This window comes from Chitinophaga sancti (genome assembly GCF_034087045.1).
Taxonomy (GTDB): domain Bacteria; phylum Bacteroidota; class Bacteroidia; order Chitinophagales; family Chitinophagaceae; genus Chitinophaga; species Chitinophaga sancti_B.
Genome location: NZ_CP139247.1, coordinates 7,695,078 through 7,720,933 on the forward strand (window position 1 = coordinate 7,695,078; position 25,856 = coordinate 7,720,933).

General features: G+C 45.0%; 19 protein-coding genes. 2 read left to right on the forward strand and 17 right to left on the reverse strand.

Annotated features, from left to right (window positions below):
- Positions 1-94 precede the first annotated feature (94 nt).
- Positions 95-775, reverse strand: a complete 681-nt coding sequence (locus tag SIO70_RS30825; protein WP_320577403.1) for a TIGR02117 family protein — start codon at positions 773-775, stop codon at positions 95-97.
- Entirely contained in the window at positions 772-1,614 is an 843-nt protein-coding gene (locus tag SIO70_RS30830; protein ID WP_320577404.1) for a rhomboid family intramembrane serine protease, read from the reverse strand. The genes SIO70_RS30825 and SIO70_RS30830 overlap by 4 nt, the downstream gene beginning before the upstream one ends.
- A gap of 227 nt (positions 1,615-1,841) precedes the next feature.
- Between SIO70_RS30830 and SIO70_RS30835 the strand changes: the two genes are divergently transcribed.
- On the forward strand, positions 1,842-2,357 hold the full coding sequence (locus SIO70_RS30835) for a DinB family protein (RefSeq protein ID WP_320577406.1): 516 nt from the start codon (positions 1,842-1,844) through the stop codon (positions 2,355-2,357).
- Positions 2,358-2,446: 89 nt separating this feature from the next.
- On the opposite strand, the gene SIO70_RS30840 is transcribed toward SIO70_RS30835, so the two are convergent.
- The 8 genes from SIO70_RS30840 to SIO70_RS30875 form a co-directional block, all read right to left on the reverse strand.
- The gene (locus SIO70_RS30840) at positions 2,447-3,499 is read right to left on the reverse strand and encodes a DUF5009 domain-containing protein (protein ID WP_320577408.1); all 1,053 of its coding nucleotides are present in this window, start codon (positions 3,497-3,499) and stop codon (positions 2,447-2,449) included.
- A gap of 1 nt (position 3,500) precedes the next feature.
- Entirely contained in the window at positions 3,501-5,024 is a 1,524-nt protein-coding gene (locus SIO70_RS30845; protein ID WP_320577410.1) for a DUF4832 domain-containing protein, read from the reverse strand.
- A gap of 84 nt (positions 5,025-5,108) precedes the next feature.
- On the reverse strand, positions 5,109-5,969 hold the full coding sequence (locus tag SIO70_RS30850) for a PKD domain-containing protein (protein WP_320577412.1): 861 nt from the start codon (positions 5,967-5,969) through the stop codon (positions 5,109-5,111).
- A gap of 18 nt (positions 5,970-5,987) precedes the next feature.
- Complete coding sequence (locus SIO70_RS30855; RefSeq protein WP_320577413.1) at positions 5,988-7,502, reverse strand: RagB/SusD family nutrient uptake outer membrane protein; 1,515 nt, start codon at positions 7,500-7,502, stop codon at positions 5,988-5,990.
- Positions 7,503-7,519: 17 nt separating this feature from the next.
- Positions 7,520-10,792 (reverse strand): TonB-dependent receptor, encoded by a 3,273-nt coding sequence (locus SIO70_RS30860; protein ID WP_320577415.1) that lies wholly within the window; start codon positions 10,790-10,792, stop codon positions 7,520-7,522.
- A gap of 291 nt (positions 10,793-11,083) precedes the next feature.
- Positions 11,084-12,238 carry a FecR family protein gene (locus tag SIO70_RS30865; RefSeq protein ID WP_320577417.1) on the reverse strand — a complete coding sequence of 385 codons (1,155 nt, stop codon included), beginning with the start codon at positions 12,236-12,238 and terminating at the stop codon, positions 11,084-11,086.
- Between the two features lie 226 nt (positions 12,239-12,464).
- Entirely contained in the window at positions 12,465-13,682 is a 1,218-nt protein-coding gene (locus tag SIO70_RS30870) for an alkaline phosphatase family protein (protein WP_320577419.1), read from the reverse strand.
- A gap of 35 nt (positions 13,683-13,717) precedes the next feature.
- Positions 13,718-14,305 (reverse strand): RNA polymerase sigma factor, encoded by a 588-nt coding sequence (locus SIO70_RS30875; RefSeq protein WP_320577420.1) that lies wholly within the window; start codon positions 14,303-14,305, stop codon positions 13,718-13,720.
- A gap of 113 nt (positions 14,306-14,418) precedes the next feature.
- On the opposite strand from SIO70_RS30875, the gene SIO70_RS30880 reads away from it, so the two are divergent.
- Positions 14,419-15,108 (forward strand): hypothetical protein, encoded by a 690-nt coding sequence (locus SIO70_RS30880; protein ID WP_320577422.1) that lies wholly within the window; start codon positions 14,419-14,421, stop codon positions 15,106-15,108.
- A 44-nt stretch (positions 15,109-15,152) separates the two neighbouring features.
- Here SIO70_RS30880 and SIO70_RS30885 read toward each other — a convergent pair whose 3' ends face one another.
- The 7 genes from SIO70_RS30885 to SIO70_RS30915 form a co-directional block, all read right to left on the reverse strand.
- On the reverse strand, positions 15,153-16,688 hold the full coding sequence (locus tag SIO70_RS30885) for a right-handed parallel beta-helix repeat-containing protein (RefSeq protein WP_320577423.1): 1,536 nt from the start codon (positions 16,686-16,688) through the stop codon (positions 15,153-15,155).
- Between the two features lie 147 nt (positions 16,689-16,835).
- Positions 16,836-17,147: a hypothetical protein gene (locus SIO70_RS30890; RefSeq protein WP_320577424.1), complete on the reverse strand. Its 312-nt coding sequence runs from the start codon at positions 17,145-17,147 to the stop codon at positions 16,836-16,838.
- 144 nt (positions 17,148-17,291) lie between these two features.
- On the reverse strand, positions 17,292-17,774 hold the full coding sequence (locus SIO70_RS30895; RefSeq protein ID WP_320577425.1) for a c-type cytochrome: 483 nt from the start codon (positions 17,772-17,774) through the stop codon (positions 17,292-17,294).
- 234 nt (positions 17,775-18,008) lie between these two features.
- Positions 18,009-19,028 carry a type IX secretion system membrane protein PorP/SprF gene (locus SIO70_RS30900; protein WP_320577427.1) on the reverse strand — a complete coding sequence of 340 codons (1,020 nt, stop codon included), beginning with the start codon at positions 19,026-19,028 and terminating at the stop codon, positions 18,009-18,011.
- Between the two features lie 13 nt (positions 19,029-19,041).
- Positions 19,042-21,003, reverse strand: coding sequence for a gliding motility-associated C-terminal domain-containing protein (locus tag SIO70_RS30905; protein ID WP_320577428.1), 1,962 nt, complete (start codon positions 21,001-21,003; stop codon positions 19,042-19,044).
- A gap of 187 nt (positions 21,004-21,190) precedes the next feature.
- Entirely contained in the window at positions 21,191-22,486 is a 1,296-nt protein-coding gene (locus tag SIO70_RS30910; RefSeq protein ID WP_320577431.1) for a RagB/SusD family nutrient uptake outer membrane protein, read from the reverse strand.
- A gap of 19 nt (positions 22,487-22,505) precedes the next feature.
- Positions 22,506-25,616 carry a SusC/RagA family TonB-linked outer membrane protein gene (locus tag SIO70_RS30915; protein WP_320577432.1) on the reverse strand — a complete coding sequence of 1,037 codons (3,111 nt, stop codon included), beginning with the start codon at positions 25,614-25,616 and terminating at the stop codon, positions 22,506-22,508.
- Between the last annotated feature and the right edge of the window lie 240 nt (positions 25,617-25,856).

Here is a 25,856-nt window from a genome sequence, read left to right on the forward strand (position 1 = left end):
CTGAAACTCCTGTGCGGTTGCCTACGGCCCCTGTACACGAGTTTCGGCAGTGGCCTGCGGCCTGCCAGACTACATCCAAAATGATACACTACTGCTATTTCCTGTATTGATAAAAGATGCCTTTGTCAAAAGGCGTCCAGAGACAGGCACGCTGACCACAGGCTTTGAGGCCACTGTTTGCCCAGGTATTGCAGGTATGGAACAGGCTGTAACTGCCTTTGGCTTCGTAAAATGCATCAGTGCGGCCATAGTTCGCATTCGTCACAATGTTCATAACCTGGCCCTTGTCATCTCTCCTGAAACTTTGCTGGATGTAGGCAACCAGTCTTGCGTATCTGGCACTGTCAATGCTGGTGCGTATACAATCCTTTCCTTCACGCAGACTTTTGTAAAAGGTAGCATGAATAGCAGCGGTGCTTAGGCCGGTAGCGGCTTTGAAGGCCGTGCTGAACTTCAGGTCTGCCCAGGTAGGCGTTTCGAGGTAGAAGCCTTTGTCTCCCCAGCCAAAAGCGATCCATTCGGCAGTGGTGTCTTTGCCAATGGTATTGGCGAATAGTACACTTTTGCTCCAGTCGATCTGTTCGTTTCTGACAGGGATGACGAGGTCAGTGTGTACACCGTTTGTAAGGATGTACATCGGTATGTTGTTGTTCCCTGAAGGCTCGGCTGCAACTGTGATGCGCGAAAGCCCCCAGGCTGATAAGAGATAAATGCAAACGAGTACAATAGGTGTAAGAATCGTGAATAATGCTATTTTCAGTACTTTCTTTATCATAATTTGGAGTTGTCTTCCAGCGTTTTTCTTTCTTTTTTGGTGAGGCTGCGGAGACCGTTTTTATGGATCTTTTCCAGCAGACCATCTATTTCCTGTTCTCTTATTACCCTGGCAGAGTTGTACCTATCGTCGATGGTGAGGTCACCTTTGTGATGACGTTTGAAATACAGGTTATCCACCAGCAGCAGGTGCGGATGCCTGATAACCATGTAGATAAAGAATATGCCCGGCAGGAGTATTAATAATATAGTACCGTAATTGTACATTACTGCCAGTGGCTGGAACGACAGGGAGGTGATGATGCCGACCATGGCGCCGCCAAGGTGTGCATCGTGCCCGATATTGTCACGCTGGGAACGGATGCCGTAAATAGAATACAATACGTAGCAAATACCAAAGAGCCAGCCGGGTACATGGAAAGGAAGGAATAACAATCCTATATGTATGCCGGGTTCGATGGCGATGGCGGCGAAGATGATACCGCTGACAGCACCGGAAGCTCCGATGGCGGTATAGTCGCCGTGGTGACGGTGGAGGAAGAGTGAAAGCAGATTCCCTCCTATCAGGCTGGCGAAATAAATGCTAAGGTATGCCTCATTACTGAGGAAGTAATCTAAACTGGTGCTGAAGAAAAATAAGGCCAGCATGTTTAGGAAAAGATGTGTTTTATTGGCGTGCAGGAAACCAGCGCTGATAATACGGTCGTATTGTCTGTAAAGCAGGATGCCATCTACATCGAAAGCGTAGCGGGCAAAGAAGGAAGGGTCTCTGAATCCTTTGAACGAGACGATGATATTAACAATGATAATTAACAAACAGGTAAGTCCGATTGTCCCCATTTTTTTGCGGTATTGAGATAATGATAAATTTACGAAAAATCCGGAAAAAGAGACTACTGCCTTCGGCAGTAGCGTCTTTTCCCGGAGGGGACCTGCGGCAGGCAGTTGAAGGGGTTTATATTTGCTACAGCCTAAGCCGTCTATTTTTGCTACGGCTGGCGAAGAGGTGTATGCTTGCTATGGCTGGCAAAGATTTATATTTGTATTATTAGGTTAAATTTACCGCCATGATAACTACCCAACCACAACCAGGAGAATTCATTGATTATCAAATGAATTATATTAAACAGGTGGGCGATGCACCTGTACAGCAGTTAATACTTGAACTGAAGGACAAGGGATATGCGTTTTATACCAGTATTCCAGAGGAAAAAGGCGCCTATGCTTATGCACCGGGCAAGTGGAACGTGAAGGAAGTTTTAGGCCATATTATCGATACTGAAAGGATCTTTGGCTACCGCCTGCTGGCCTTTATCAGGGGAGAAAAACAAGGTTTACCCGGGTTTGAGCAGGATGATTATGTGGCAATGTCTGATGCAAATTCAAGGACGATAAAGGACCTTGCGGAAGAAATGAAAGCGGTGAGAACAGCGAACGCGTATTTAGTAAGAAACCTTACTGAAGAACAGGGAGCAATAAAAGGCACCTCCGCCGGTAACCCGATTTCTGTGAGAACGATCCTGTATATTATGGCCGGTCATGAACTGCACCATATGCAAATTCTGAAAGAAAGATATTTATAAAAAAAGAGTGGCGCATGAATAAAATCAGCGCCCCTCTTTTTGAAAATAGATTTTATGCCGGTTAGAGAATTCCCGTTTTCATAAATGCCTTACAACTTAAAGAAGATACTTCGTTTGTATAACCAATAACACAATCCCCATTCCAACCCTAACGTTACAAAAGCTGATAATACTTTTATAGGAACAAAAATAGCTACTACCCCATTCACCCACTGCGCTCCCACCGTTTCAAAAAAGAGGTAAATGAAGATCGCATTCATACCTACTACCACTGCTACCCACGTATATTTACTATGTTCCTTAATGTCTATCCACCAATACAGGAATGCTAAGATCAATAATACCCATCCTACTGATGCTAATACAAATCCGGCTGTAGCAATTCTCTTAATGATCGGAGACAGTTCAAACCAGTCTGCAGCAAAGCCTAGTATTAATCCGATTAAACCAGCGATGATTAAGATCATTGTTTTCTGCCCACCCGTGCGGGAAGTAGTCAGCAACTTACCAGCCGCCATGCCCCACAAGGTATGCGCTGCCGTAGGAATAATATTGATCGCTACCCAGCCATCGGTATTTATTTTACCCATCAACACTGTATCCATGTATGCACCAAAATTGTGGTACGCTACAAATGGCTGTTCAAACCCCGGTACCAGGATGGTTCTATACAATACATCATTGAGAATGATCAACAGGAACCCTACGATGATCTGTACCGTAAATGAATTACGAATAAACAAATAAGCAATGATACTTGTGAATGCCAGCTGTGTCAATACATTCCACAACTCCCACACCGGCTTGCCTGCATAAATGCAATGTAAACCCACACCACAAATAAACAACTTCAGACTTCGTATTAATATATGCTTAAAGTTCTGTGCCCAACTCACCCCCTTCCGCAATTTGCTTTCATAAGAAATATACATCGCCGTTCCTGCCATAAACATAAACGCCGGCTGTACCAGGTCCCAGAAATGCAACCCATGCCATGGATGATGAAAAAACTGCTCTATAAAGGCATTTGGCGATACTTCATGCAAACTATCATACACCCTGCAACTCTCTCCTGCCAACAGGATCATGATGATACCCCGCATTACATCCAGTGATAATAAACGTCCGGAAGATTTTATCATATTATTGAATTGTGATCTTATGATTCAGGTTGTTGTAACCAGTCGCAGACTCCCATACATTTTCATTCGCCAGCCGGATACTATAAGCCGGCATATTGCGCAGCGAATTATAGCCATCCGGTAAGTTCAGCAATACTTCATATGTGCCTGCTGCAATACCTGCAGGTAATTTAAAGGACTGTCTTAAAGTTACATCACCCGTCAGCCATTTACGCACCTCTGTCGTAAATGTCAATGTATCAATTTTCTTACTCTCCGTATTGCGCAACAACAATTGTACTGGCCGTGGATTGTAAGGTGCTGCATAACCCGCATTCTGTAAATGTATGGTCACTGACAGCGAATCGGTAGTAGCCTGTTTAGATGGCAGGATCGCATCTTTCAACACCAGCCTGTATCCCAGTTTACGCTTGATATTATCTAAACATCCACCTGTTTGCCAGTCGTTATTCACATCTGCATTGTAATCAGCATTCAGGAAACTATAATGCATATCGCTAAACTCCTGCTCTGCGTGTCCTGAAGGTTCACAATCATTCTGCGGACTATATTCATCACTACACGTCTCCCCTCCTACTACCACATACTTACTATCCATCGAGGTGTAATTGCGCATGGCTGTCGTAGCTTCTACCGGTGCCACCGAAGTATGGCCATAATCTGCAAAGGTACCATAATCATTTGCACTGGACAGGAAGCAGTCATTGTGAAAACCAATCCTTGCCTTGTCGGTGCCTGTCGCTGCTTCATCTGCCGTCATGGCACTGGAAGTCGGTAAGGCACTTACCCCATACACAAACTTCTGCTTTAACTGTGGTAACCGGATCTGCACCATTCTATCTGCAGGCAATGCATCCAGCATCGCTTTTAATACTTCTGATCTATCTGTCCAGTTATTATCCAGCAATTGCTTTTGCCCGTTGGAAGAGGCATCTCCAAAATAGTCGGTGTAAAAGTTCTCTCCCCATACACCTATAAAACCTAACTGTACAGTTGCGATCACATCGGCATTTGCCTGTAATACAGGTTTTAACTGGCTGATATGATTTAATACCACACTCTTGGGCGCATCGCCATAAGGGGTACAGATCCAGCTCTCCGGACAACTACCTGCCGTTACACTAATCGTATAAGTAAATCTTGGTATCAGCTTCACGCCTGCGGCACGGGCGGTTGCGAAGTCTTTTGCCAGATTAGTCAAAAATGAAGCAGGCAATGATTTACCTGTATACCCCGTCATAATAAAATACCGGAACACCAATGTGCTCATCACACTAAAACTACCGCCTGAAGGTGTCGCACCATTCTTGTAAGTAGCCAGTGTGGCAGCATCCAATGCCGTAAAGTTATCCACAGTCGTCTCAGAATATCTATAAAAACCTCTTTCAGGATTCGGAAAATCTTCAGTACTCGCAGTATAGGTGATTGTCGTACTGTCTTTACCCACAGTATTGTCTCCGCCACTGGTCTTATCACAAGCTACAGCCAACAATATAAATGGGAATAATAAGCGGATCGCCCTCATGAAATTATCTTTAATGTTAAATAAAAAGGGCAGGTCATGCAATGTATTGCCTCCCTGCCCCCTTTTACCAGCTACGGCAAAAATTTATTCAAATGTGACTAAGATAGATGATTGCTTACCACCCGGTAAATCACCCAGGGTAGCCGACCAATCACTCTTTGTCGCTTCGATACCAATTCTGAAGGCTGTGGTTGCAGCCAGCCCCTTGAGTTTGGAACGGGACAACCGCATTTCAAACTTAAAGGTACTGCCATCCTGCACGGTAGCACCTGTGGTATAAAACTCGGATGCTCCTGAGGATGACCATGAAAATGCCTGCTGCGTGGCTCCTGCAAAGTTGAACGCATCTAACCAACTTCCAAATACTGACCCTTCTAACAATACATCATAACCACCATCCGGGAAGGTACCAGTTAGTAAACCAGTGCCGCTGTTATTATCTGTATCCATGTAGAAGTCGTAAATGTTGCCGGAATTGGCCACTGCATTTACTTCTAAATATATGTATATATAGTTCGCATCATAGTCAAACTTCGCTTTCTTAAAGTAGGTTTCTGATGCAGGCGGTGTAACTACATAGGTAGAAATTGTATCCCAGTCTGACAATGTATTGTCATCCAGTTTTACTGGCAATGTCTTGGCTATGTTAATCACTGTTGAACCTTCGCTCACTTTTCCTCCCTGAGTATATGCATACAAGGTAGGTACATACTTTCCTTTGCCGGGATAAGTATGCACAGGGCTTGCTTCTGTGGAGGAATCACCATCACCAAAATCCCATTTGTAGGAAGTGGCACCCGTTGTTTGATTGGTAAAGGTAACGTTGTTTCCATCTACCGCTACTTCATAAAACACATCAGCGGTGGGAGAACTATCTTCTTTTTTACAGGCTCCTGCTACTACCAGCAGTATCAGGGCTATCATGTTATATTTATTGAAACGCATGATATACGGCTTTAAGTGTTAAGGATTCTGTGTACACAAAGTATTTGTCTGGATCTCATCAATCGGAATATAGTAGATTGTCTTGCTGTTATCCCAGTTGATGATCATGTTATCGTAATTAGTCGGTAATACTGACAGATTGATATCAGACTCTTTCAATCCCGCCAGATGATATCCCCAATATGTACGGTTCAATGATTGCTTATTACGGTATACATCCAGTGCACGATGGCCTTCAAAGGCCAGTTCGATACGTCTTTCTTTCAGTACTACATCCAGTACGGTTTTGCCTGAAGGTAAAACACCATTATACAATGATCCTTCCAATCCACGGTTCCTGCGGATTATATCCACATCATTCAATGCCGCAGTGGTATTACCCGCCTTGGCTTCAGCCTCTGCCCTGTTCAGGTACATTTCTGCAAGGCGGAACATGATCGGAGAGCTTAAGGTAGGGCTATTACCCTGGAAAGAGAATTTAGAGATCATATACATTTCAATACCGTTCTTTTTCTGCACATTGCCATCTGCATCTTCGAATGGTACGATGTAGTTCCAGCGAACATCTTCAGTATGATCGGCCATAGTATCTCTCAGTGATGTAGAAGCGAATTCCTCACCCCAGCCTGAGTTACCATCTGTGTAGATCATAGATGCGATAGAACCTGCTTTACCATAATCATCCGTGGTGGTCATCGCCACACAAAGGATGGTCTCTGTACTGCTTGTCGCATTTGCAAACATGGAGGTAAACCCGGTAGCCGTTTCCAGTGTAAAACGACCTGAATTGATCACCTGGTTGGCATAGTAAGTGGTACTGTCTGTATTGTCTTCATACAGGTATACTCTTGACAACAATGCATAAGCCGCTTCTTTGGATGCATACTGTACACCACGGGATGTATTCATCAGTCCAGCACCCATTTGCGCATCTGCAATGATCTGTGCATAAGTCTCTGCCACTGTCGATCTTGCCTTCATAGATGGATCACTGGTAGACGTACGGAGTATCACACCTGCTGCTGTTGGGTCCTGTGAATAAGGCTTTGCATAAAAGCGCGCCAGGTTGAAGGTACAGAACGCACGCAGGAAGTAACACTCACCAATCAGCTGTTTAACCTCATCACTTGGGTTCTCGATCGCAGACGCTGCTTCGATCACCGTATTCGCATCGCTGATAATCTTGTAAGAGATATACCAGAAGTAACGACTGTTTGTCTGCGTGGGCGTATGTGCCAGTGAAAAGCTATAATACAGCGGGTCAGTGGTCGTTTGTCCACACACGATATCATCGCTGGCAAAATCGCTCATCTGGAAATACTGACGCAGGTACATGTTGTTTGCATCTTCTACCCCATTGAATGTTACATGGTCCTTGAACAAAGCATAGGCTCCGTTTAACGCTTCTTTTAAACCAGTCACCGTTGAGGTCAGATTGCCTGTAGTAAGGGAATCACTTGGATTCACATCTTTCAGACAACTGCTCAGTAGAATGGGTATGATAAGTATGATATAGAAAATTCTTGTTCTCATGGTCTGATAGTTTTTAACTAAAACCTGATATTGATGTTTAACAGATACTGACGGTTGTTCGGATATTTAAAGTCCGATACACCCGGCATTACATAGTCACTGGATGTGATAGTCGTGTTTGGATCCTGCCCCAGGAACTTTGTAAATGTGTACACATTATCTGCGGTCAGTGATACTGTCACATCGTTCAAACGCCAGTTTTTCACCAATGATTTAGGCAGGTTGTAAGCCAGCGCGATATTGCGGATGGAGAAGAAACTACCGTCTTTCAGATAGCGGGTGGATGTTTCTGTCGCATTTGCATTGTTCTGCGGACTTGGCTCTGTCGCTACATCTCCTGGCTTAGTCCAGATCTTATAGCTGGATGGCAGTTTGATCTGGTTGTAGTAAGGTTCTGTACCATCGTTTTCCACAAAGCGCAGGGCATTGCTGAATACTTTGTTGCCACTGATGAAGTAAGTGTTCACGCTCAGGGAGAAGTTTTTGTATTTCCATTGGGAGTTAAAACCACCCTGGAATTTAGGCAGGGCAGATCCTACTTCCTGGTAAGTAGCACTTGCGTAGTCAGAAGTTGCTTCGCGGGAGATCACTTTACCATTCGCATCTTTGTTCACAATTTCCCACTGTGGTGCACCTGTTTCTTTGTTCACCCCTAGCCATTTAGGCATGTAGAATTCATACAGGTTACCATCGTTGCGATAGATCTGTGATATGCTCCAGGTAGATTGTGTACGGGTGATATCGCTTGGCAGCTGACGCAGTTTGTTGGTGTTGAAGTTGATGTTGAAATCTGTATTCCATTCAAAATCCTTATGACGGATATTCACAGTGTTCAATCCTAATTCAATACCATTGTTTACGACCTCACCTACATTTTCCCAACGTTGTTCAAAACCTACTGACAGTGGTTGTGATACCTGCAGCAGGAGGTTTTTGGTGATGTTGTTATACGCATCGGCTGTCAGGTTGATCCGGTTGTTCAGCATGCTCAGGTCGATACCTATGTTGATCTGTTGCTTGCTTTCCCAGCTCAGGTCCGGGCTTGGTAACTGAGAAGGGGTAGCTGCTGTGCTACCATTGTACTGGCTGCTCAGTGCATATAAACCTAAGTAACGGGAAGAACCAATATCCTGTGTACCGGTTACACCAAAGCTCGCTCTTAATTTCAGATTGTTTACCGCGGTCAGGTCCTTCATGAAATCTTCACTGCTCATTACCCATGCTGCAGATACTGCGGGGAATGAACCATAACGCCTGTTGGAAGGGAAAGCAGTAGATCCATCTATACGATAAGATCCTGTCAGGAAGTACTTTTCTTTATAACCATAACTTACCTGTGAGATCAGGGACTGGATGATAGACTGATCAGTAGATCCACTTACCATCTGTGTATTGGATACTACATTCAGTACAGATAATCCGATCGGTAACCCTTTTCCTGAAGCACCCATCAATTCTGATTTACTATTTTCTATCGCCACACCTGCTAAACCAGTGAGGGAGTGATCGCCAAATTTAAACTTGAATTTCAACAGGTCGTTTGAAATCACACCGTATGTTAAGGTGCTGGCTTCGTTCAGATAACCTGTACCGTTATACAGGCCTGCTACTACCGGAGAGTAGTAATCCTTTGCTTTGGAATAAGCTACTGCACCACGATTGCTGCTGGTGAAGGTTAGCCATGGGGTGATATTTACATTCAGCCCCAGGTCATAGTTCACATCAAATGATTTGTAAGGATGTGAAGAGTTCTGGATGGTATGTACCGGGTTGGTCTTATCTCTTGACCACCATTTAAAGGTAGAAGTACCATCTACATACACAGGTGAGCCATCTGCATTATATGGATTATCCCATGGCATATTCAGATAAGCATAGTACACATCTTCGTAGTTATAGCTCTTACCGTTTATACCACTGATGTTGATATTGTTGGTCACGCTTACATCCTTTGTGAAATGGTAGGTAGAGTTTGCACGCACGTTCACACGCTGATAGCCAGTGTTCATGAATGTACCTTTTTCATTGTAGTAAGTGAGCGCTGTATAGTATTCATTTTTTTCTGAGCTACCGCTGGCAGCGATGTATACGTTTTGCATCGGCGCTGTGCTGAACAAGGTATTCAACCAGCTGTAGTTCTGATTGCGCAGGGATTGCGGACGTTCGCTATAAAACTTGAGGATGTCAATTTTATAGGAGTTGTTCGTAGTACCGGGAATATAATCGCGGTAATATTCTTTCTGGTGATCGTACAGTTCGCTCCCCGTCATCATCTTCATCTTACCAAAGTCTGGTGTACGGAAACCGGTCGTTACTTTTGCTTCGAACTGTGTTTTACCCAGTTTTGCTTTTTTAGTTGTTACGATGATCACACCGGCATTTGCCTGAGAACCATACATAGCAGTCGCACCTGCATCTTTCAGAACAGTCACGTTTTCCACATCGTTTGGATCGTAGTTACCACCAATGATACCATCTACCACTACCAGTGGCGTTTGCGATGCATTGACAGACGATACACCACGCAACCTGATTTCAGAAGAACTACCTGGCGCACCGGAGCTGTTCACTACCTGTAAGCCGGACACTTTACCCTGGAGCATATTGCCCAGGTCATTGGTGGTCACGGTTTTCAGTTTCTCTTCGTTCACGACAGTTACCGCGCTGGTCAGTTCACCTTTCTTTTTATCACTATAACCTACTACCACCACTTCGTTGAACTTGCGGGTATCTTCTTCCAAAAGGATGCTGATAGCACCATGGACACCTGCCACCGGGTATTCTCTGGTAGCGAAACCGATGTTGCTGATCACCAGTACATCGGATTTATTCAGATCACGGATGGTGAAGTGACCATCGCCATCAGACTGAGCACCTTTGCGTGAACCTTTTACCATGACAGTGGCACCGGGCAATGCAGCACCTCCTGCGGTAGTGACCCTGCCTGATACAGTAATAGTGGTATCAGCCATCGACACTGCGGGAGCAGGTGCAATACGGGCTTTGTGAATCACGAAGCTGTTGCCTTCCAGAGAATAAGCTACCTGTTGATTTTTAAGGCATAGGTCGAGCACATCCTGTACATTGGCATCTTTGACCTGAAAAGATACAGGGATTGTATTCGACAATACCTTTTCAGAATAAACAATAGATACTCCTGTCTGAGTGATGATCTCAGCAAACACTTTTTGGAGCGGCGCTTCTTTTACCGTTAAGGTGACCTTCTGGGAATATCCTGCAGCAGTAACGTGCAAACAGGTGACCAGAAGAACGAGGGCGGTCAATTTCATAACCAGGCAAATTTTGGTTGATAGCCCGCGCACACAGCGGGCCATTACATTACAATCGAAATGCATACTTTTGTAGTGTTTGGTAGTACTTAAATGGTCTTACAGTGATTATGCAAGGAATGCCGGATAATTAAACCGGGGATGTTGCGAGCGTCTCCGGTTTTTAAATAGGTATCCCTTTTAGCGGCTGCTTTTTAGTATTCTTCTGCTGCTTTTAAATTTTGGTCTATACTAAATTTTGGTTCCAGGTACCCTTCGGTAACAATAAGCTTTAAATTTTGATTTAATTATTTACGGTAATACGATGACTTTTCTCCCTTCTAATTTTAAGTGATTATATCCGCTTGCTTCCAGCAAACGTAATACTGATGACAATTGCAGGTTTCTGCTGATTCCCCCTCCGTATAGTTCTGCGCTTGGTTTGGCAGTGTAAACGATCTCCACATCGTACCAACGGGCGACTTCTCTAAGTATGGCTGGCAAAGCCGTGTTATTAAATACAAACACACCGTTTTTCCACGCGGTAACTTTTTTGATATCTGCGGGTCTGACAGTGATGGCATGGTCTTCATTGTCCATGACAGCCTGTTGACCAGGTTGCAGGGTGTGTAGTGTGTTTCCTTCTTTTACTCTGACACTACCGGAAATGAGGGTAGTGTTGACTGTGGCTTCGTCGGCATAGGCCATGATATCGAATCCGGTACCCAGTACCTGTACTTCCATACTGTCCCTTTGTGTGGAAGGTACTTTTACGACGAAAGGATGTGTGGCGTTAGGTGCTACTTCGAAATAACCCTGGCCTTCCAGTTGCACAACGCGGGTGGCGCCGGTGAAAGCGGTTGGATAGCGGAGGGTGGTAGCTGAGTTAAGCCATACTTTGGTTCCGTCGGGTAATACGATCTGGAATTGTCCTCCCCTTGGGGTAGATAGCTTATTATAATGTACAGTACCTGTGTTTGTTTGTGCTGTGTATAGTAATTGTCCGTTTTGCTGTTTGATGGATTGGTTGCCTTGGTGGATGGTTTGGTTGCCGGCGCTGTCTAAAGTAACGACGGTACCGTCTGCCAGGGTAAGGGTGGCTTTGTTGGAGCCGGGTGTTATGATTTTTTCGATCTTGCTGGCGACAGGTAAAGGTTGTGGTTTATGGGTGTGGCCAAGGTACCAGAAGGCGGAGCCTGCCAGTAATAATAATACAGCAGCGGCTGCCAGGCGGCGGAAAGTGATGATCCGGCTGCGAGGAGGGATGAGCTGACTGTAAATGTTTTCGTAATCTATGTCAGGAGCGGTAGAGGCCGTGTCAGCATAGCTGGCTAAGAGGCTGTTTAAAGTCTCTTCGTTAGGTTCGTTATTGATGTATGCAAATAGCTCATCCAGCTCCTCGCGGGTGCAGGATCTATTCACATAACGACCCAACAAATATTGTATTCTTGGCTGATGCTCTGGCATATAATATAAAGACGAGTGAAAAATTGGGAAGGACCGTGAAAAGATAATAATTTTTTAAAAAAGGCAAAAAACATACTGCTGCTACCAAAAAAATCGGGTTTTGCCTTCGGCAAAACCCGATTTTTTTGGAGGGGCCGATTTTGGAGCCGGCTTGAAGCCGGCTCCAAAATCGGCCGGCAGCAAAGGCGGTCATCGGCAAAGGCAGTTATCGGCTGTAAAACGATTATTATTTCAGCCAGAGGTTCACGGTGTTGGAGGGAGTTTCTAAGACTATTTTATAGAACGAAGAATCTGAAGAATTTAAATCTTTTAATCCTTTTACATCCACTAATGCGTGTTCCTGTTTTAAAGGCACCACCTTTAATAATTTATACTCATCCTGACCTCCTGTCTTAAAATTATTAGTCGCTGCCACCCATATCTTCACATTGCCACTATCTTCCAGTGCCTTCCATTTCAAATCTATATTCCCCTGAATTAAATTTCCTGCTGCCTGGGCGATAGCTACCTTTCCGATAAGGGAAGTACCATCTACTTCGCGGGCTACAGAATCAGGTATATTGATTTGTAAATAACGGGCTATCGTAGGCATAATATCCACAATCCCGGGTTCGTAATATTTTGCATAATTATTTAAGGGGCGATAACTGGTCACCATCCAGGTGCTACGCTGGCGAACGGATTGGCCGCCATGATCACGACCTGTTTTTTCATCACGACCATGATCGGTGGTGATTACAATCATCCAGTCTTCGGGATAATTTTTCTGGCGATACCGGATCGCTTCCCATAACTTCCCCATCTGTGCATCCATCAGGCTCACCGCTTTATAGAATTCAGGGCTATCGCCGTGCATATGGCCCATATCGTCGGTATATTCAAGGTAAACCCAGCTGAGAGACGGCGCATTCTTTTTGATACCTGCTACGGCTTCTGTGATCACCTTTTCATCGATAGCATGCATGAAATCACGTTGTTTATCATGATGGAAGTTGTTGGTATCGAGTTCGTAGCCATCTGCATGTAGGTCTACGTATTCAGAAAGGGCGAGTTTTGTACGGTTATCTTCCCAACTGGAATAAACCGCAGTTTGTTTTGCAGGATAAGCCTCTTTGAATAAGCGGAAGATATTATGGTAGTGGTAATTGGGATCTTTAATATCATTGTCAGGCACATTGTGCTTATTCACCCAGGTACCCGTGAGCAGGCTATTGTACCCTACAGCGGAGATGGTCGGGGTTTCGGAGTAGGTACTTTTGCCCCCGCCTACATGCATGCGGGTATAGGTACCGGCAGCAATGATCTTATCTATGTTGGGAGTGGCTACTTTCTCTATCACATCGGCAGGAATTCCGTCTGCAATGACAAATACCACTTTCTTTTCGCGTTTGGATTGTGCGCTGACTGTACCTGCCAGCAACAGACAAATTAGTAAATGTTTCATGCCCCAAAAATGGAAATTATTCAATGAATTGTATGTTAGCTTTTCATTAAGCATGTGAACAGGAGTACCCCCAGCGGACCTCCATAACGTGACAGGAACACACGGATATGTTTCAGGGTTTCGACCTGTAAATTCTTGACCCTGCTTTTGGACAAACCCAGCTTTGTGGCAATATCCTCATGACTCAGCCCCTCTACCCTGCTGAGGCGGAAAATGGTCTGTTTCTGATCAGACAATTGTGCGAGGGCATTGAAAATGAGTTGCTGGCTCTCCCTGGCATCGAGTTGCAGGTCGAGGGCATCCGCCACTTCTGAGATATTGGCCCAAACCTGGTCTACCAGGTGCTGCTGGCGGGCCACCTTGCGGAGGTGATCGACCGTTTTATTGCGGGCAATGATAAAGATGTAGTTGCCAATATGATCGATGGCTGGAAGCTGTTCCCGGCTGGTCCAGAGCTTGAGAAAGGTATCCTGAAGGATATCCTCGGCATCTACTGCCGAGTGGGTTAACTGGTATATAAACGCAGCTACCGGCCTGCTATGCCGGTCATATAACTGCCGGAAGGCACTTTCGTCCCCTTTCCGCAGTCGTTGTAGTAATTCCGTATCCGTGGTAGCCTGCATGCGTAAATATACCCGACTATCGCTCCTTTAGCTGCTTTGAATTGATGTTATCCTGCTAAAAATAATTAAACTGAACCATTGTTTCAGTAATTTATTCCCAATTTATTCTCTATATGCCTAAACCCCACTACCATTTTTCTGGAAAATTTGATTGGAAACCACTTATTATAGCCAGCATACTGGCCCTCATCGCCTGCATAGGCGGGGGGATTATTTATAGTACTTCCATGAAACCCCGTGGGTTTTCGGGTGGTAAGGGATTCGCCCTCTTTTTACTGGCGCTATGGTTGTTCCTTGTATTTTACCTGTTCAGGCGCTTCAATCATAGCAGAAACAGAAAGGTGAATGCCGGGTTAGGTGTTTTTTTAAGTGGAGCGACATGGCTGTTCAGTCATGGCGGATGGGAATCACTGGTATTGCTGCTCCCCCTGACCATGCTACTTTTTTTAGATTACTACTGTGAGAAATGCGGGAAATACTATTCCTATAAAACCTTTTATGTACTAAATGCCGGAGAATATTCCAGGTATGAGAAAAAACACAATGAGGAAGCTCCTCCATTTAGCTTTTTGCCAAATATTCATTTTCAGGAATTGCCAACCTATGGTCCTACCCAACCACAGAATATTATTAAGATCAGGTTTTCTTTTTCTTATTGCAAATCCTGCGGAAGCAATGCTATTGAAGATATCCATTCCTGCAGATGGTCGGGATCAACCAGTACAAAGAACGCTGGACGTTCCTTCGTAACCCAGCTGGAAACACTCGCTGACGACGTTTACCTGGATGACGCGACAGGTTAAAAGCTGTCGCTCCTGTCCATAGACTGAAGCGACAGCTTAATAAATTAATACGCAGTCTCATCCGCGCCCTTATCCACTCTGCTATTCTGTATCCTGCTCTGTTTATCTATATCATACTCCTGGTAACCCAACACAAACGAAGGATCACCCGCATTGATAGCCGGTGACGTACTGCTCAGGTGCAGATTCGTTGTGCTTACATAATTTGGATTGCCATAAGTAGAATGTGCATCCAATCCTGTGGCAGCTGTAAATGCCGCCAGTGAACCATACGTGGTACTGGTAGGATACCAGTCGAATGTAGCTGAAGCTGAAGTGCCTGACACTCCATAATACAGGTTGTAATCACTCACCAGGTTCGTAGATGAATACCCCCACAATGCAATGATCATGATATCGCTCGCGGAGTACACAATATTATTCTTGATGGTGAGATAATCTGTATTCTGCAGACTAATCTCTCCACCCCAACCACCATCTGTATAGTTTTTATACAGGGAATTGTTCATGATGGTAGAATACGTCACCTTACTGTTTGTCTGGTTAGAACCAACAAGAATACCTGCATTCCTGCTGTTGTAAATGAAGTTGTCACGAATGTTGATGCCAGTAGCGGTGTAGTTATTATTTTCACAACCGGCTGATATACCTGCATAATTATTATAGCAGATATTGCCTTCGATGTTGATATACTTACCTCCATCTACATAAATACCACCATTCAAAGCAACAGGAGAAATACAGTTGTACACAATATTGTATTTCACATTCCCATTGCGGGCCATATTCACACTATCATTGGTATTTGCCCATGAATAGTGACCCGTCATATCGATACCGATGTTACGAATATGGTGTACCACATTGCTTTCGATGAGGAAGTTTTCCACATTCCCAGCCATGGTCAGCCCTTCGCTATACCCGGTATTGCAACTGTAGATCTGGTTGCTGCCAATGTAGACCTTGTTGTAAGAGGCGAGTGCATCTCCCCATACCATCAGCGGATTGGCATTGTCAGTAGAAGAAGGTACGGCTGTAGAATCGGTGGTCCAACCAATGTTGTAGATTTTACAACCAGTCACCTGGATGTCTGTTCCACTCCCCTGGAAGAGAATACCTACAGCGCTGGAAGTAATGTTGTTCGCCACGGTAATGTTGTTGATCCGGACATGGCTTTTGGAAACCACGGCAATCATGGCTTTCTGATCACCATTGGAAGCGCTCACCCCATCCAGCACAACCGTACCACCATCATAGTTGGTAAGGGTAATGGGATGTGTGGAGTCTGCTCCTGAGTAAGGCCACCAGAGTTTTTCCTTGTAGGTACCGGCGGCAACCCAGATGGTGGCACCTGCGCCATCGGTGGTTTTCCAGAGTGCGGCCTGGATAGTCTTTAATGGCAAAGTGTCTGAGGTTCCTGCATTGGCATCACTCCCCGTGGTGCCATTGACATAAAAGTTCGTGACTGAGGACGTTGTCACGGCGGTGGTAGTGGTGTTCTTCAGCTTTTCTTCCACATCCTTTTTACAGGCAGAGAGAATCAGCAAGCCACTACAGGCAATCAAGAGGGTTTTTCTCATGGCAATTTACAGTTTGGTTAACGGGTTTCAATTAATAAAGCTGCTTTCACTATAAAGACGAAGGAGAGAATAGATAGGACCGCTAATTTCATAAAAAAAAACCGCCCTTTTTCAAAGGCGGCTTTTTATCAAAGCATATGCTTCAAATTATTTTACAAACCGGGGCATGATCAGGTAGCGGACAATGGTGTGTGCAGTGAGTGATAATACGACTACACCACCCAGTATCAGCGCCTGCTTACCAATAGTGTCAAATACATCCAGGATCGGTGAAACCTGCTTACCAGCATACATAGCAGCCAGCGCGAACAGCAATACACCCGTAATCCAGAGGGTGAGGTGAGAATAAAAATAACGTTTCTTCTGGTAGCCATTTTTACCAAAGGAGGTGAATAAAAGAATAACATGTGCGACGAAAAATAATACGGCGAGTGCGGTAAGTGTTGTGAACATGGTCATAACAATCTGTTTTGTTGTGCGTTGTGGTTTTCTGAGATTAATTTAAAAACTACAGTGGAATTTGTTATACTAAAGATAAATGCTTTCTGATTTCAAACAAGAATATTTCCGGCAGGCAGGGCCTGCTGCCAGCCGGAAAAGAATTTAATGATTTGCCGGTGGTGGTGGTGGCGGACCATCGTGGGCACCTGGAGGCGGCGGACCCTGAGGACCTTTCTCATTACCGCCCGGAGGGGTAGCAACAGGTTCTTTCTGACCATTGTGACAGCTGTAGCAGGTAACAGTCATAATCTGCTTACCATTCTCATCCTTACCGGATTTAAAAAACTTTTTGTTGATGCGCATTGTCATCTTCATCATGTCTCTGGCCGTTTCTTTTTCTTCCAATACATCACTGGCAAAATCCAACTTCTTAGGATCCTCCTTGGAATGAGCATGACAAAAATCGCATTTTACACCCAATGACTTATTGAACAAGTGCATTGTTTGCATCAGTTCTTCATGACTGATGTTTTTAGGCAAAACTTTCAGATTCTTTGCCTTCTCTTCAGGGGGCAACGAAAGTGAACAAAGTGACACTGCCAATATCAATGACAATGGCACCACAAGAGACTTCTTGAATTTCATGACCATGGGTTTTGTAATAGTAATAAGCTTCCGCAATGAATTTATGAAACTACCCAGATATTACAAATTTATAATGACGAATGGATGACATTTCCAGATAATAAGATAGCCTGCCCCTATGAAGGAGCAGGCTGTCAACAGTTGAAGGTTTAAGAAAAAAGCGCCGGAAAATTACTGCTTTTCACACTAGTAGCCGAATCTCAGCCGTATATTTAACGTTTCGATCACACAGCGTTACCACACATTCCGGGGGCAACTATCATCGTACTTATTGCCAAAAGTAAAGCCCAGCACCAGCTCGTGGGTACCCCGGTTATAAGAAGCCAGCGCAGTTGTAGCATTGTCATAAGAGTAACCCAGGTTCACGGAATTGGAGATATTGAAACCCACCATTCCTGCAAAACTGTCCTTATGGCGGTAGCTCGCCCCTATCCATAACAGATCATGGTATTGTAACTTGGTGTTTACCTCTACCTGTATGGGAAGGGGACTGATATATTTGACCATCAGGGAAGGTGTCAGGTTTAAGTCCTCTGTCAACAAAAACCGGTAACCGCCGGTCAGGAAGATATGAGGTACTGTTTTGCCCGTTTCCGTTGTGATGGTATGGTCAGAATAACTCAGGGTATTAGGCACGATCTGTTGTGCAGACAAGCCAATGAAATAATCGGCGGAATAGAGGTACAACCCCGCCGTCATATCAAACTTTGTTCTGTTCAGTACACCACTGGAATACACCACGGGATCTACTGTGGTATTATTAAAATCCAGGGCGGAACTATTCAGACTAAAACGACTAAAACCCGCACCGAATCCTGCGGACAAACTGGTTCTGGGTGTCAACCCGATATGATACGCATACGTACCGAATACACTCAGGTTCGTCAGCGGTCCTGTCACGTCATTGATAAATTGCAAACCTACCCCATGATGCGGTTCGGCTGCTGTATAGTTCTCCCAATAACGCTGCCCACGGGGATTCTCTCCCGGTACAGCGAAGGAAGTAGCAGTAGTACGATAATCTTTTTTATTGATCGGCCCCTGCATCGTTACATAGGTAGTAACCGGACCTCCACTCAAGCCTGTCCACTGATGACGATGACTGACCTTGACATCGATATAGTTCTCAATCCCCGACAAGGCAGGGTTGATAATATACTGGTTGAGTATATACTGGGTATAGTGTGGCTTTTGCTGTGCAAATCCATTCATCGCCAGCAGCATGCTGATACCTATAATGATCACTTTATTCATATCGCTGGTTTTCTTATCGGAGTATCACGACCCAACCACTGGGATTTTTACCAAATCCTATTTTCAGATCTATTGTATAATAATAAGTACCTACCGGCAATGGCTTACCATTGTAAGTACCATCCCACGCCGTACCATAGCCATGACTATGGAATACGACCTGTCCATATCTGTTGAATACATTAACATCTGCTTCGGGATAAGTATCCAGCTTGTCTATCTTCCATGTATCATTAATACCATCACCATTTGGAGAAAAAGCATTTGGAATGATGATGGTTTTGTACACCCTGATGAATACATCGTCTGTTGCTTCTCCACATCCTAAATTAGAAGTGACGGTGAGGGTGTAGGTAGTGTCTTCAGTTGGTGTTACGATTGGATTGAGTATCGTTGCATCAGTAATATTATAAACAGGTGTCCATGCATAACTTACATCTGTACCACTGGCTGTACCTGACAACTGTGCGGCCTCTCCTTCAAATATGCGCTGGTCTGCGCCGGCATTGGCTGTTGGCAGTTTCCATACATTCACGGTAACGGTATCATACGCATTGCAGGTGCCATTACTCACCGTTAGTATATAAGATGTCGTGTCTGTAGGAGATGCATTGGTTATTGCACTCGTCGCATCTGTCAATGTTGACGAAGGTGACCACAGGTAGGTGGTGCCCCCGCTACCTTCCAGCGTTACGGCAGCGCCTTCACACATATTCTGATCTTCCCCCGCATCTGCTGATGGTGCTGCATTCACATCGATGCTGGTGGTATCTGAATTGGAACAACCTACTGCCGTGGTTAAGGTAACGATATAATCACCATTGCTGGCTGATGTAACTCCATAGATGACGGGGTTTTGTAAACTACTGGTGAATCCATTCGGACCTGTCCAGCTATAAGTAGCACCTGAATATGAAGAGGAACTCAATTCCAGCGTATCGCCTTCACACCCCGGATCGTTGCTGCTGGCCTGGGGATCAGGGCTATCATCTACCTGTATCGTGATGGTATTGGAACTCACCCGGCAGGCAGATGAACTGATATTGGCAGAGGAAGCGGCAGACATTCTATATAGATATGTACCTGCGCCTGTTGGCTCACGTACATAAGTGGTACTCGTAGCGCCACTGATATCTGTCCAGGTAGTACCGCCATCTGTACTTACCTGCCACTGGTAGGCAGGATCAGAATAACCGGTGGATACGGTACCATTGAATGTAAATACCGTAGCATCGTCTTTACATACTTCTTTGGAAGAAGAACCGTCTGTAGTATAAGCTGTAACTGTAGGACCACATGCACGGAAAGTGATATCATCCAATGCGAGGTCATTGGCTGGTGCCCCACCCGGACTACTGTTGCTGATCTTGATCTCTACATCTGTGACACCTGCAGGTGTGGTGAAGTAAAAACCAAATTGCTTCCACACTGCACTTCCACTGGTGAGGGGAATAGAACCTGTAGTGTAAGAGCCGTAAGTAGTAGATTCGTCGGTTGATAGAATGGAAAATGTAACGTTGGGAGGGTTATTATCCTGTGAACGCAACAGGTTTACGACCCATGCTGCAAATTCGTAGGTCGTACCTCCACATAACCCAGTCACTGTTTTCTTGTAGAAATAATCTTTTACAGAGGTGGCGGCATTTACCACCATCATATATCCGCCACCAGTATGGTCTGTGGTACTCCACCACACAGTACCGGAAGCGGCTGTTGAGCTCTCAATAGTATAATAGCCATCGCTGGGAAAGGCCTGCGCCACATAGGTGTAAGTTGTAATGTCCGAAGCCAGTGCACCACCGAAGGAGGCAGTACCTGATCCAAAATCAATACTAACAACCGGATCTCCGAGGCTACCAGTACACAACTGAGCCTTTAAATGGTGTGAGCAAAGTAGTAGCATCCACATCGACAGCAAACACTTCAAACAGGCATTCGCTCTTGCACGCTTACGCTTTAAGATAGCAATAATCATTATAACAGGTATAGTCCTTGGAAATTGCTTTGAGATTAACAGAATGCTAGGTCGAGTGGTAAGACAAAAATATCCCAATACAATTAATGGGGCAAAATAATATGCAGAAAGGCAAATTTCATAGACGAAACAGAATATCCCCGCCTCTGCACATAGCAGAAGCGGGGATTTGAACTGAGAGTGGCTATTAGAATGATGGATCTGTTGGTGTGTTTGTATTACCGTTCCGCTCTACGAATGGATACGGGAAGTAGGAACGCTTGCGCTCTGTAGTTGGTCTGCCAAACCGACGCTCATCTTCCAGTGCCAGCCCACCCATAAACAGTTCGATACGACGATGTTTATAAATCAGATTCAGCAGGTCGCTTTCAGTTGCAGCCACTTCACCCGGTAATGCAGCGCCTACGCCAAATGCATCCTGCGATGCAGTTTTGGTCACTACTTTATTCAGTTCAATCAACCCATTGGCGAGATCATGCTGACGGGCATAACATTCTGCTTTGATCAGCGTGATCTCTCCGGGCAGGTATACAGGTATAGCCTGTGTAGTAGAAGTATAAAAACCTTTGATACGGAAACGCGGGCTACTGCTGATGGTTACGTAAAATGGATAACGTTTGTCATCTGCATCCGGACGTAAACCTACTGGTAAACTCATGGTAGAATCAGTGACCTGATAGATGTTGTTCGTAGAAGTCACCAGTGTGAAAATCGGATTTGTAGTCAGCGCATTGTAATTGTACGTAGATGTCACACTCAGTGTCACCTGGTTTGCTGCTGCCAGCGCAGTCGTATAATCACCCGCAAACAGTGCATAGCGTGCTTTCAGCGCATACAGGGTGTTTTGCAGATCGATTCCCGCAGGTATATTTTTGGTAAATGTGCTGCTCACTGCATTGGCACTGATGGTAGCCAGGGCATTGTCAATAATGCCAATGGCTTTGGTATAACCAGCAGTATTCGTGATGAAGGAAACATTTGTACCTGTTGTATCCGGTACCTGCTCCCAGAACTCCGCCATATCACCAATGGCCAGTGCCTTCCAGATGGAGGTGTAGGCTATGAGCCCACTGGCATAGCTTTTATCGGTCACCACGCTGTTCACATTGTTCAACACGTTGTTCGCATCGAAGATGATTTTGTTACTTACCGTCCAGAGGCCTGTTACGATGGTGTTAGTGTTTTGCACATTGGTTCCACCCAGGTACAACTGGTTTTCGTCTGTATTACCGGCATTCACCACATAGGTTTCACCTGTGAGCAGACTACTGGCAGCTATCTTGGTGTACACATTTCCTGTTCTTGCAGCGGTGTACCAGTTTTGTAAACCTACTGCCACATCCGTCAGTGCATTGGCAGAGCTGAGTGCATTGCCAGATGAAGGTCCGGAAGGATCTGTATATTCTTTTTTGCAGGATGCAGCAGCGAAGAGTAAGATCCCTGCCATGATTGACCTGCTATAATTATTGATATACCTTTTCATGAATCTCCTTTTTGATGGTTTAGAATTTGGCACGAATCGCTACGTTGTAAGTTCTTGGAGCAGGTACTGAACCGAAGTCAATACCACGCAGAATTGTACTCTGTCCTGCTGCATTCACTTCAGGATCGTATCCTTTGTAGTGATCCCATGAATAAAGGTTTCTTCCACCTACGCTCACTGTCAGGTCACTGATCCCTTTTACTTTGCCAATATTATAACTCAATGATACTTCTCTCAGTTTTACAAAAGAGCCATCATCAATTCTCCATTCCTGTATTGCATATACACCTGCGATATAACCACGTGGCAGTTGACCTCTATCTTCCTGCTCTGCAATTTTACCATTGTCTACACCTTGTCTGGTTCTGAAGTCAGCATTGAATACATCGCCCCCCTGTACAGCATCCAGCTGTGTATGCAGGTTCCATTTTTTGTAGGTGAAATCGTTGGTCAAAGTACCTGTCCAGTCCGGGTTTGGATCACCGATCTTCTTTTGCAGGGAAGAACCTGTTGGCAATCCGTTTGCATCACGACCCGCTGTATAACTCATTGCACTGTTCTGTGTACCCAGTTCTGTCAACGGAATACCTGATGCATTGGTGATCTGTTTGCCATTCGCATCTCTTGCGAAGAAGGTACCATAGAAGAAACCTATTGGCTGACCATTTGCGATAGCTACCGGTGCCCCACTGTTTGTGCTGTACAGAATGATGTTCTGTCCTGTATTCAGTGCTTTGTTCTTATTGTGGTTCCAGATGGCTGTCATATCCCAGGTGAAGTTCTTTGTCTTCACTGGTTCTACATTCAGCACTACTTCCACACCATTGTTCTGCAGGGATCCAATGTTGTCCAGGCGGCTGGTGTAACCCTGTGTAGGTGCGATGGAGCTGGTGATAAGCAGGTCGTTTACACGTTTATGATATACGTTTACAGACACATTCAGGCGATTGTTCAGGAAGCCCAGATCTGTACCGAATTCCAGTTCTTTCTGTCTTTCCGGTTTTACATCCGGATTGGTGTAGGTAGTACCTGAGGTAAAGGAAGCGGCGCCAACAAATGCAACTGCATTATAAGTATTGTAACGGCCATATGCAGATATACCAGTCAGGTTACCTGATTCACCATAAGCAGCACGCAGTTTGAAAAGATTCCACCATTTAGATACACCCATCTTATTCCAGTAATCAGTACCTGATATCACATAGCTACCACTCAGTTTGCTATACAGCTGATTTCTTTCTGACTCACCGAATACAGATGAACCATCCATTCTCAATGCACCTGTGATGAAGAACTGATCACGGTATTTAAAGTTCTGCTGAATGAAAGCACCGGAGATAGACAATTCTGTACGCTGGTCAGCACCAGTAATAGCAGTAGCTGCACCGCTCACAGTAGTTACGAAAGGAGGCAGACCACGACCCTGTTGCAGGGAGTAATGCATTCGCTGGTATTGCTGCGAATAACCGAGTTGTGTTACAGAAGCCAGACGGCTGGTGATCTGTGCATTGTAAGTCGCATTCACATCATGGTTGATCATGAAAGAGATGTTGCTACCTGCACTGGCATAACCATTCTGGGTAGGGTCCAGTGAAGCACCACCACCGTAGAAGCTTGAGCTTACATTATACTTGTAAGGAGGAATGAGGGTAGTACCATCCTGGCTATAGTTGTCAATACCCATATGATAATCGACAGTCAGGTTCTTCACGGGTTTGAGTTTAATACCCGCACCCGCGATGATCCTGCTCGTTTGCTGCTGCTGTTTGATGTCCTCTATTACAGAAACAGGGTTCACACGTCCACGTTCACCTACAGCCTGAATATTACCCACAGCATCTCTTGCCCAGATGTCGTAGTAGTTACCAATGATGGTCACAGAGTTGGTCGGTGAGAAGAAGGAGTTACCATCCGGTTTCTCATTTGATTTGCTATAAACATAGTTCATGGTGGCATTAAAACTGATCCACTTATTCAGCTCCTGGTCGAGGTTTAAACGGAAGCTGTAACGGTTGAAATCAGTATTTCTTACAATCCCCTGGTTGTAGAGATAGCCTGCAGAAGCGTAGTATTTGGTTTTATTTTGTCCGCCGGTAACGGAAATATTGTTATCAGCACCTACACCAGTACGGAAGATGTAGTCCTGGTAATCGTAACGTTTTACATCGGTGGTAGTGGTGATAGAAGGCGTCAGGATCGTTTGTGTAGAAGTAGCCGGATCGCCACCGAACTTGGTAGGCGCCTGGTTTACATCCAGTTTTTTACGCAGTTCGTTTACATTGAAACTGGTGCTGAAGTTCACTACAGGAGCACCGCTGGAACCACGTTTAGTAAAGATCTGTACCACCCCGGCATTGGCACGGCTACCATAAATGGCAGCTGCTGCAGCACCATTCAGTACTTCGATACTTTCAATGTCCGCAGGGTTGATGTCTACCATTCGGCTCTGCCCTACGTTACCTACTGAGTTACCGCCGGCATAGCTTGCATCGGCATTGGTAACACGGGTGGTAGAGTTGTCGATGATCACCCCATCAATGATATACAACGGATCAGTAGAACCACCGATGGTACTGATACCACGGAGTTTTACAGAGATACCGCCTGCAGGGTCACCTGAGTTTTGCGATACCTGTGCACCGGCAGTCTTACCCTGTAAAGCCGCCAGTACGTTGCCGGTAGCGCCTTTGGAGAGTTCTGCTGCTTTTACAGTACTCACATAACTCCCCAATTGTTTGCGGGTAGTACCTGCCGAAGTACCTGTTACCACTACTTCATCCAGTTTGGATACGGAGGTACCGAGCTGTGTGTTTAAAGTATAAGTTTTACCTGTACCAATTACCAGGTCACTTTGTTTTTGTGCAAAACCGATTCCGGAAAAACTCACTGTGTAAGTACCTGGTTTCAGATCAGCATTGATCACAAAGTTTCCATCTCCATCAGTCATTGCTCCGGATTTGGTGTTTTTGATGGCTACCGTGATCCCTGGCAATGGTGTGCCGGTTTCGTCTGTTACTTTACCCGTCAGCTTTACCTGTGCAAAGGCGGCTGCGGCAGTCAAACACTGCATGACAAAGAAGAGTAACAGATACCTGCATTTGACATGCCGGAATAATTGATACATTCTCATAGCTAATTTTTAAATGTGAAGACGATAGATCCTGGCATACTATCCCCATGTCCCATAGGGATAAATGTTTTTTTGATTAAAAGATGATTACAGGGTGCTGGGAATAAGTTTTCCCTCACCAATTTTTCAGGCGATACACTTTCACTGTTTACGACAACGATCCTGCAAAATGAATTACTGATTCTCCTTAACGCGTAGCTTCCATTCTAAACGACGATTTTGATTTTCCGGGAAGCAGTG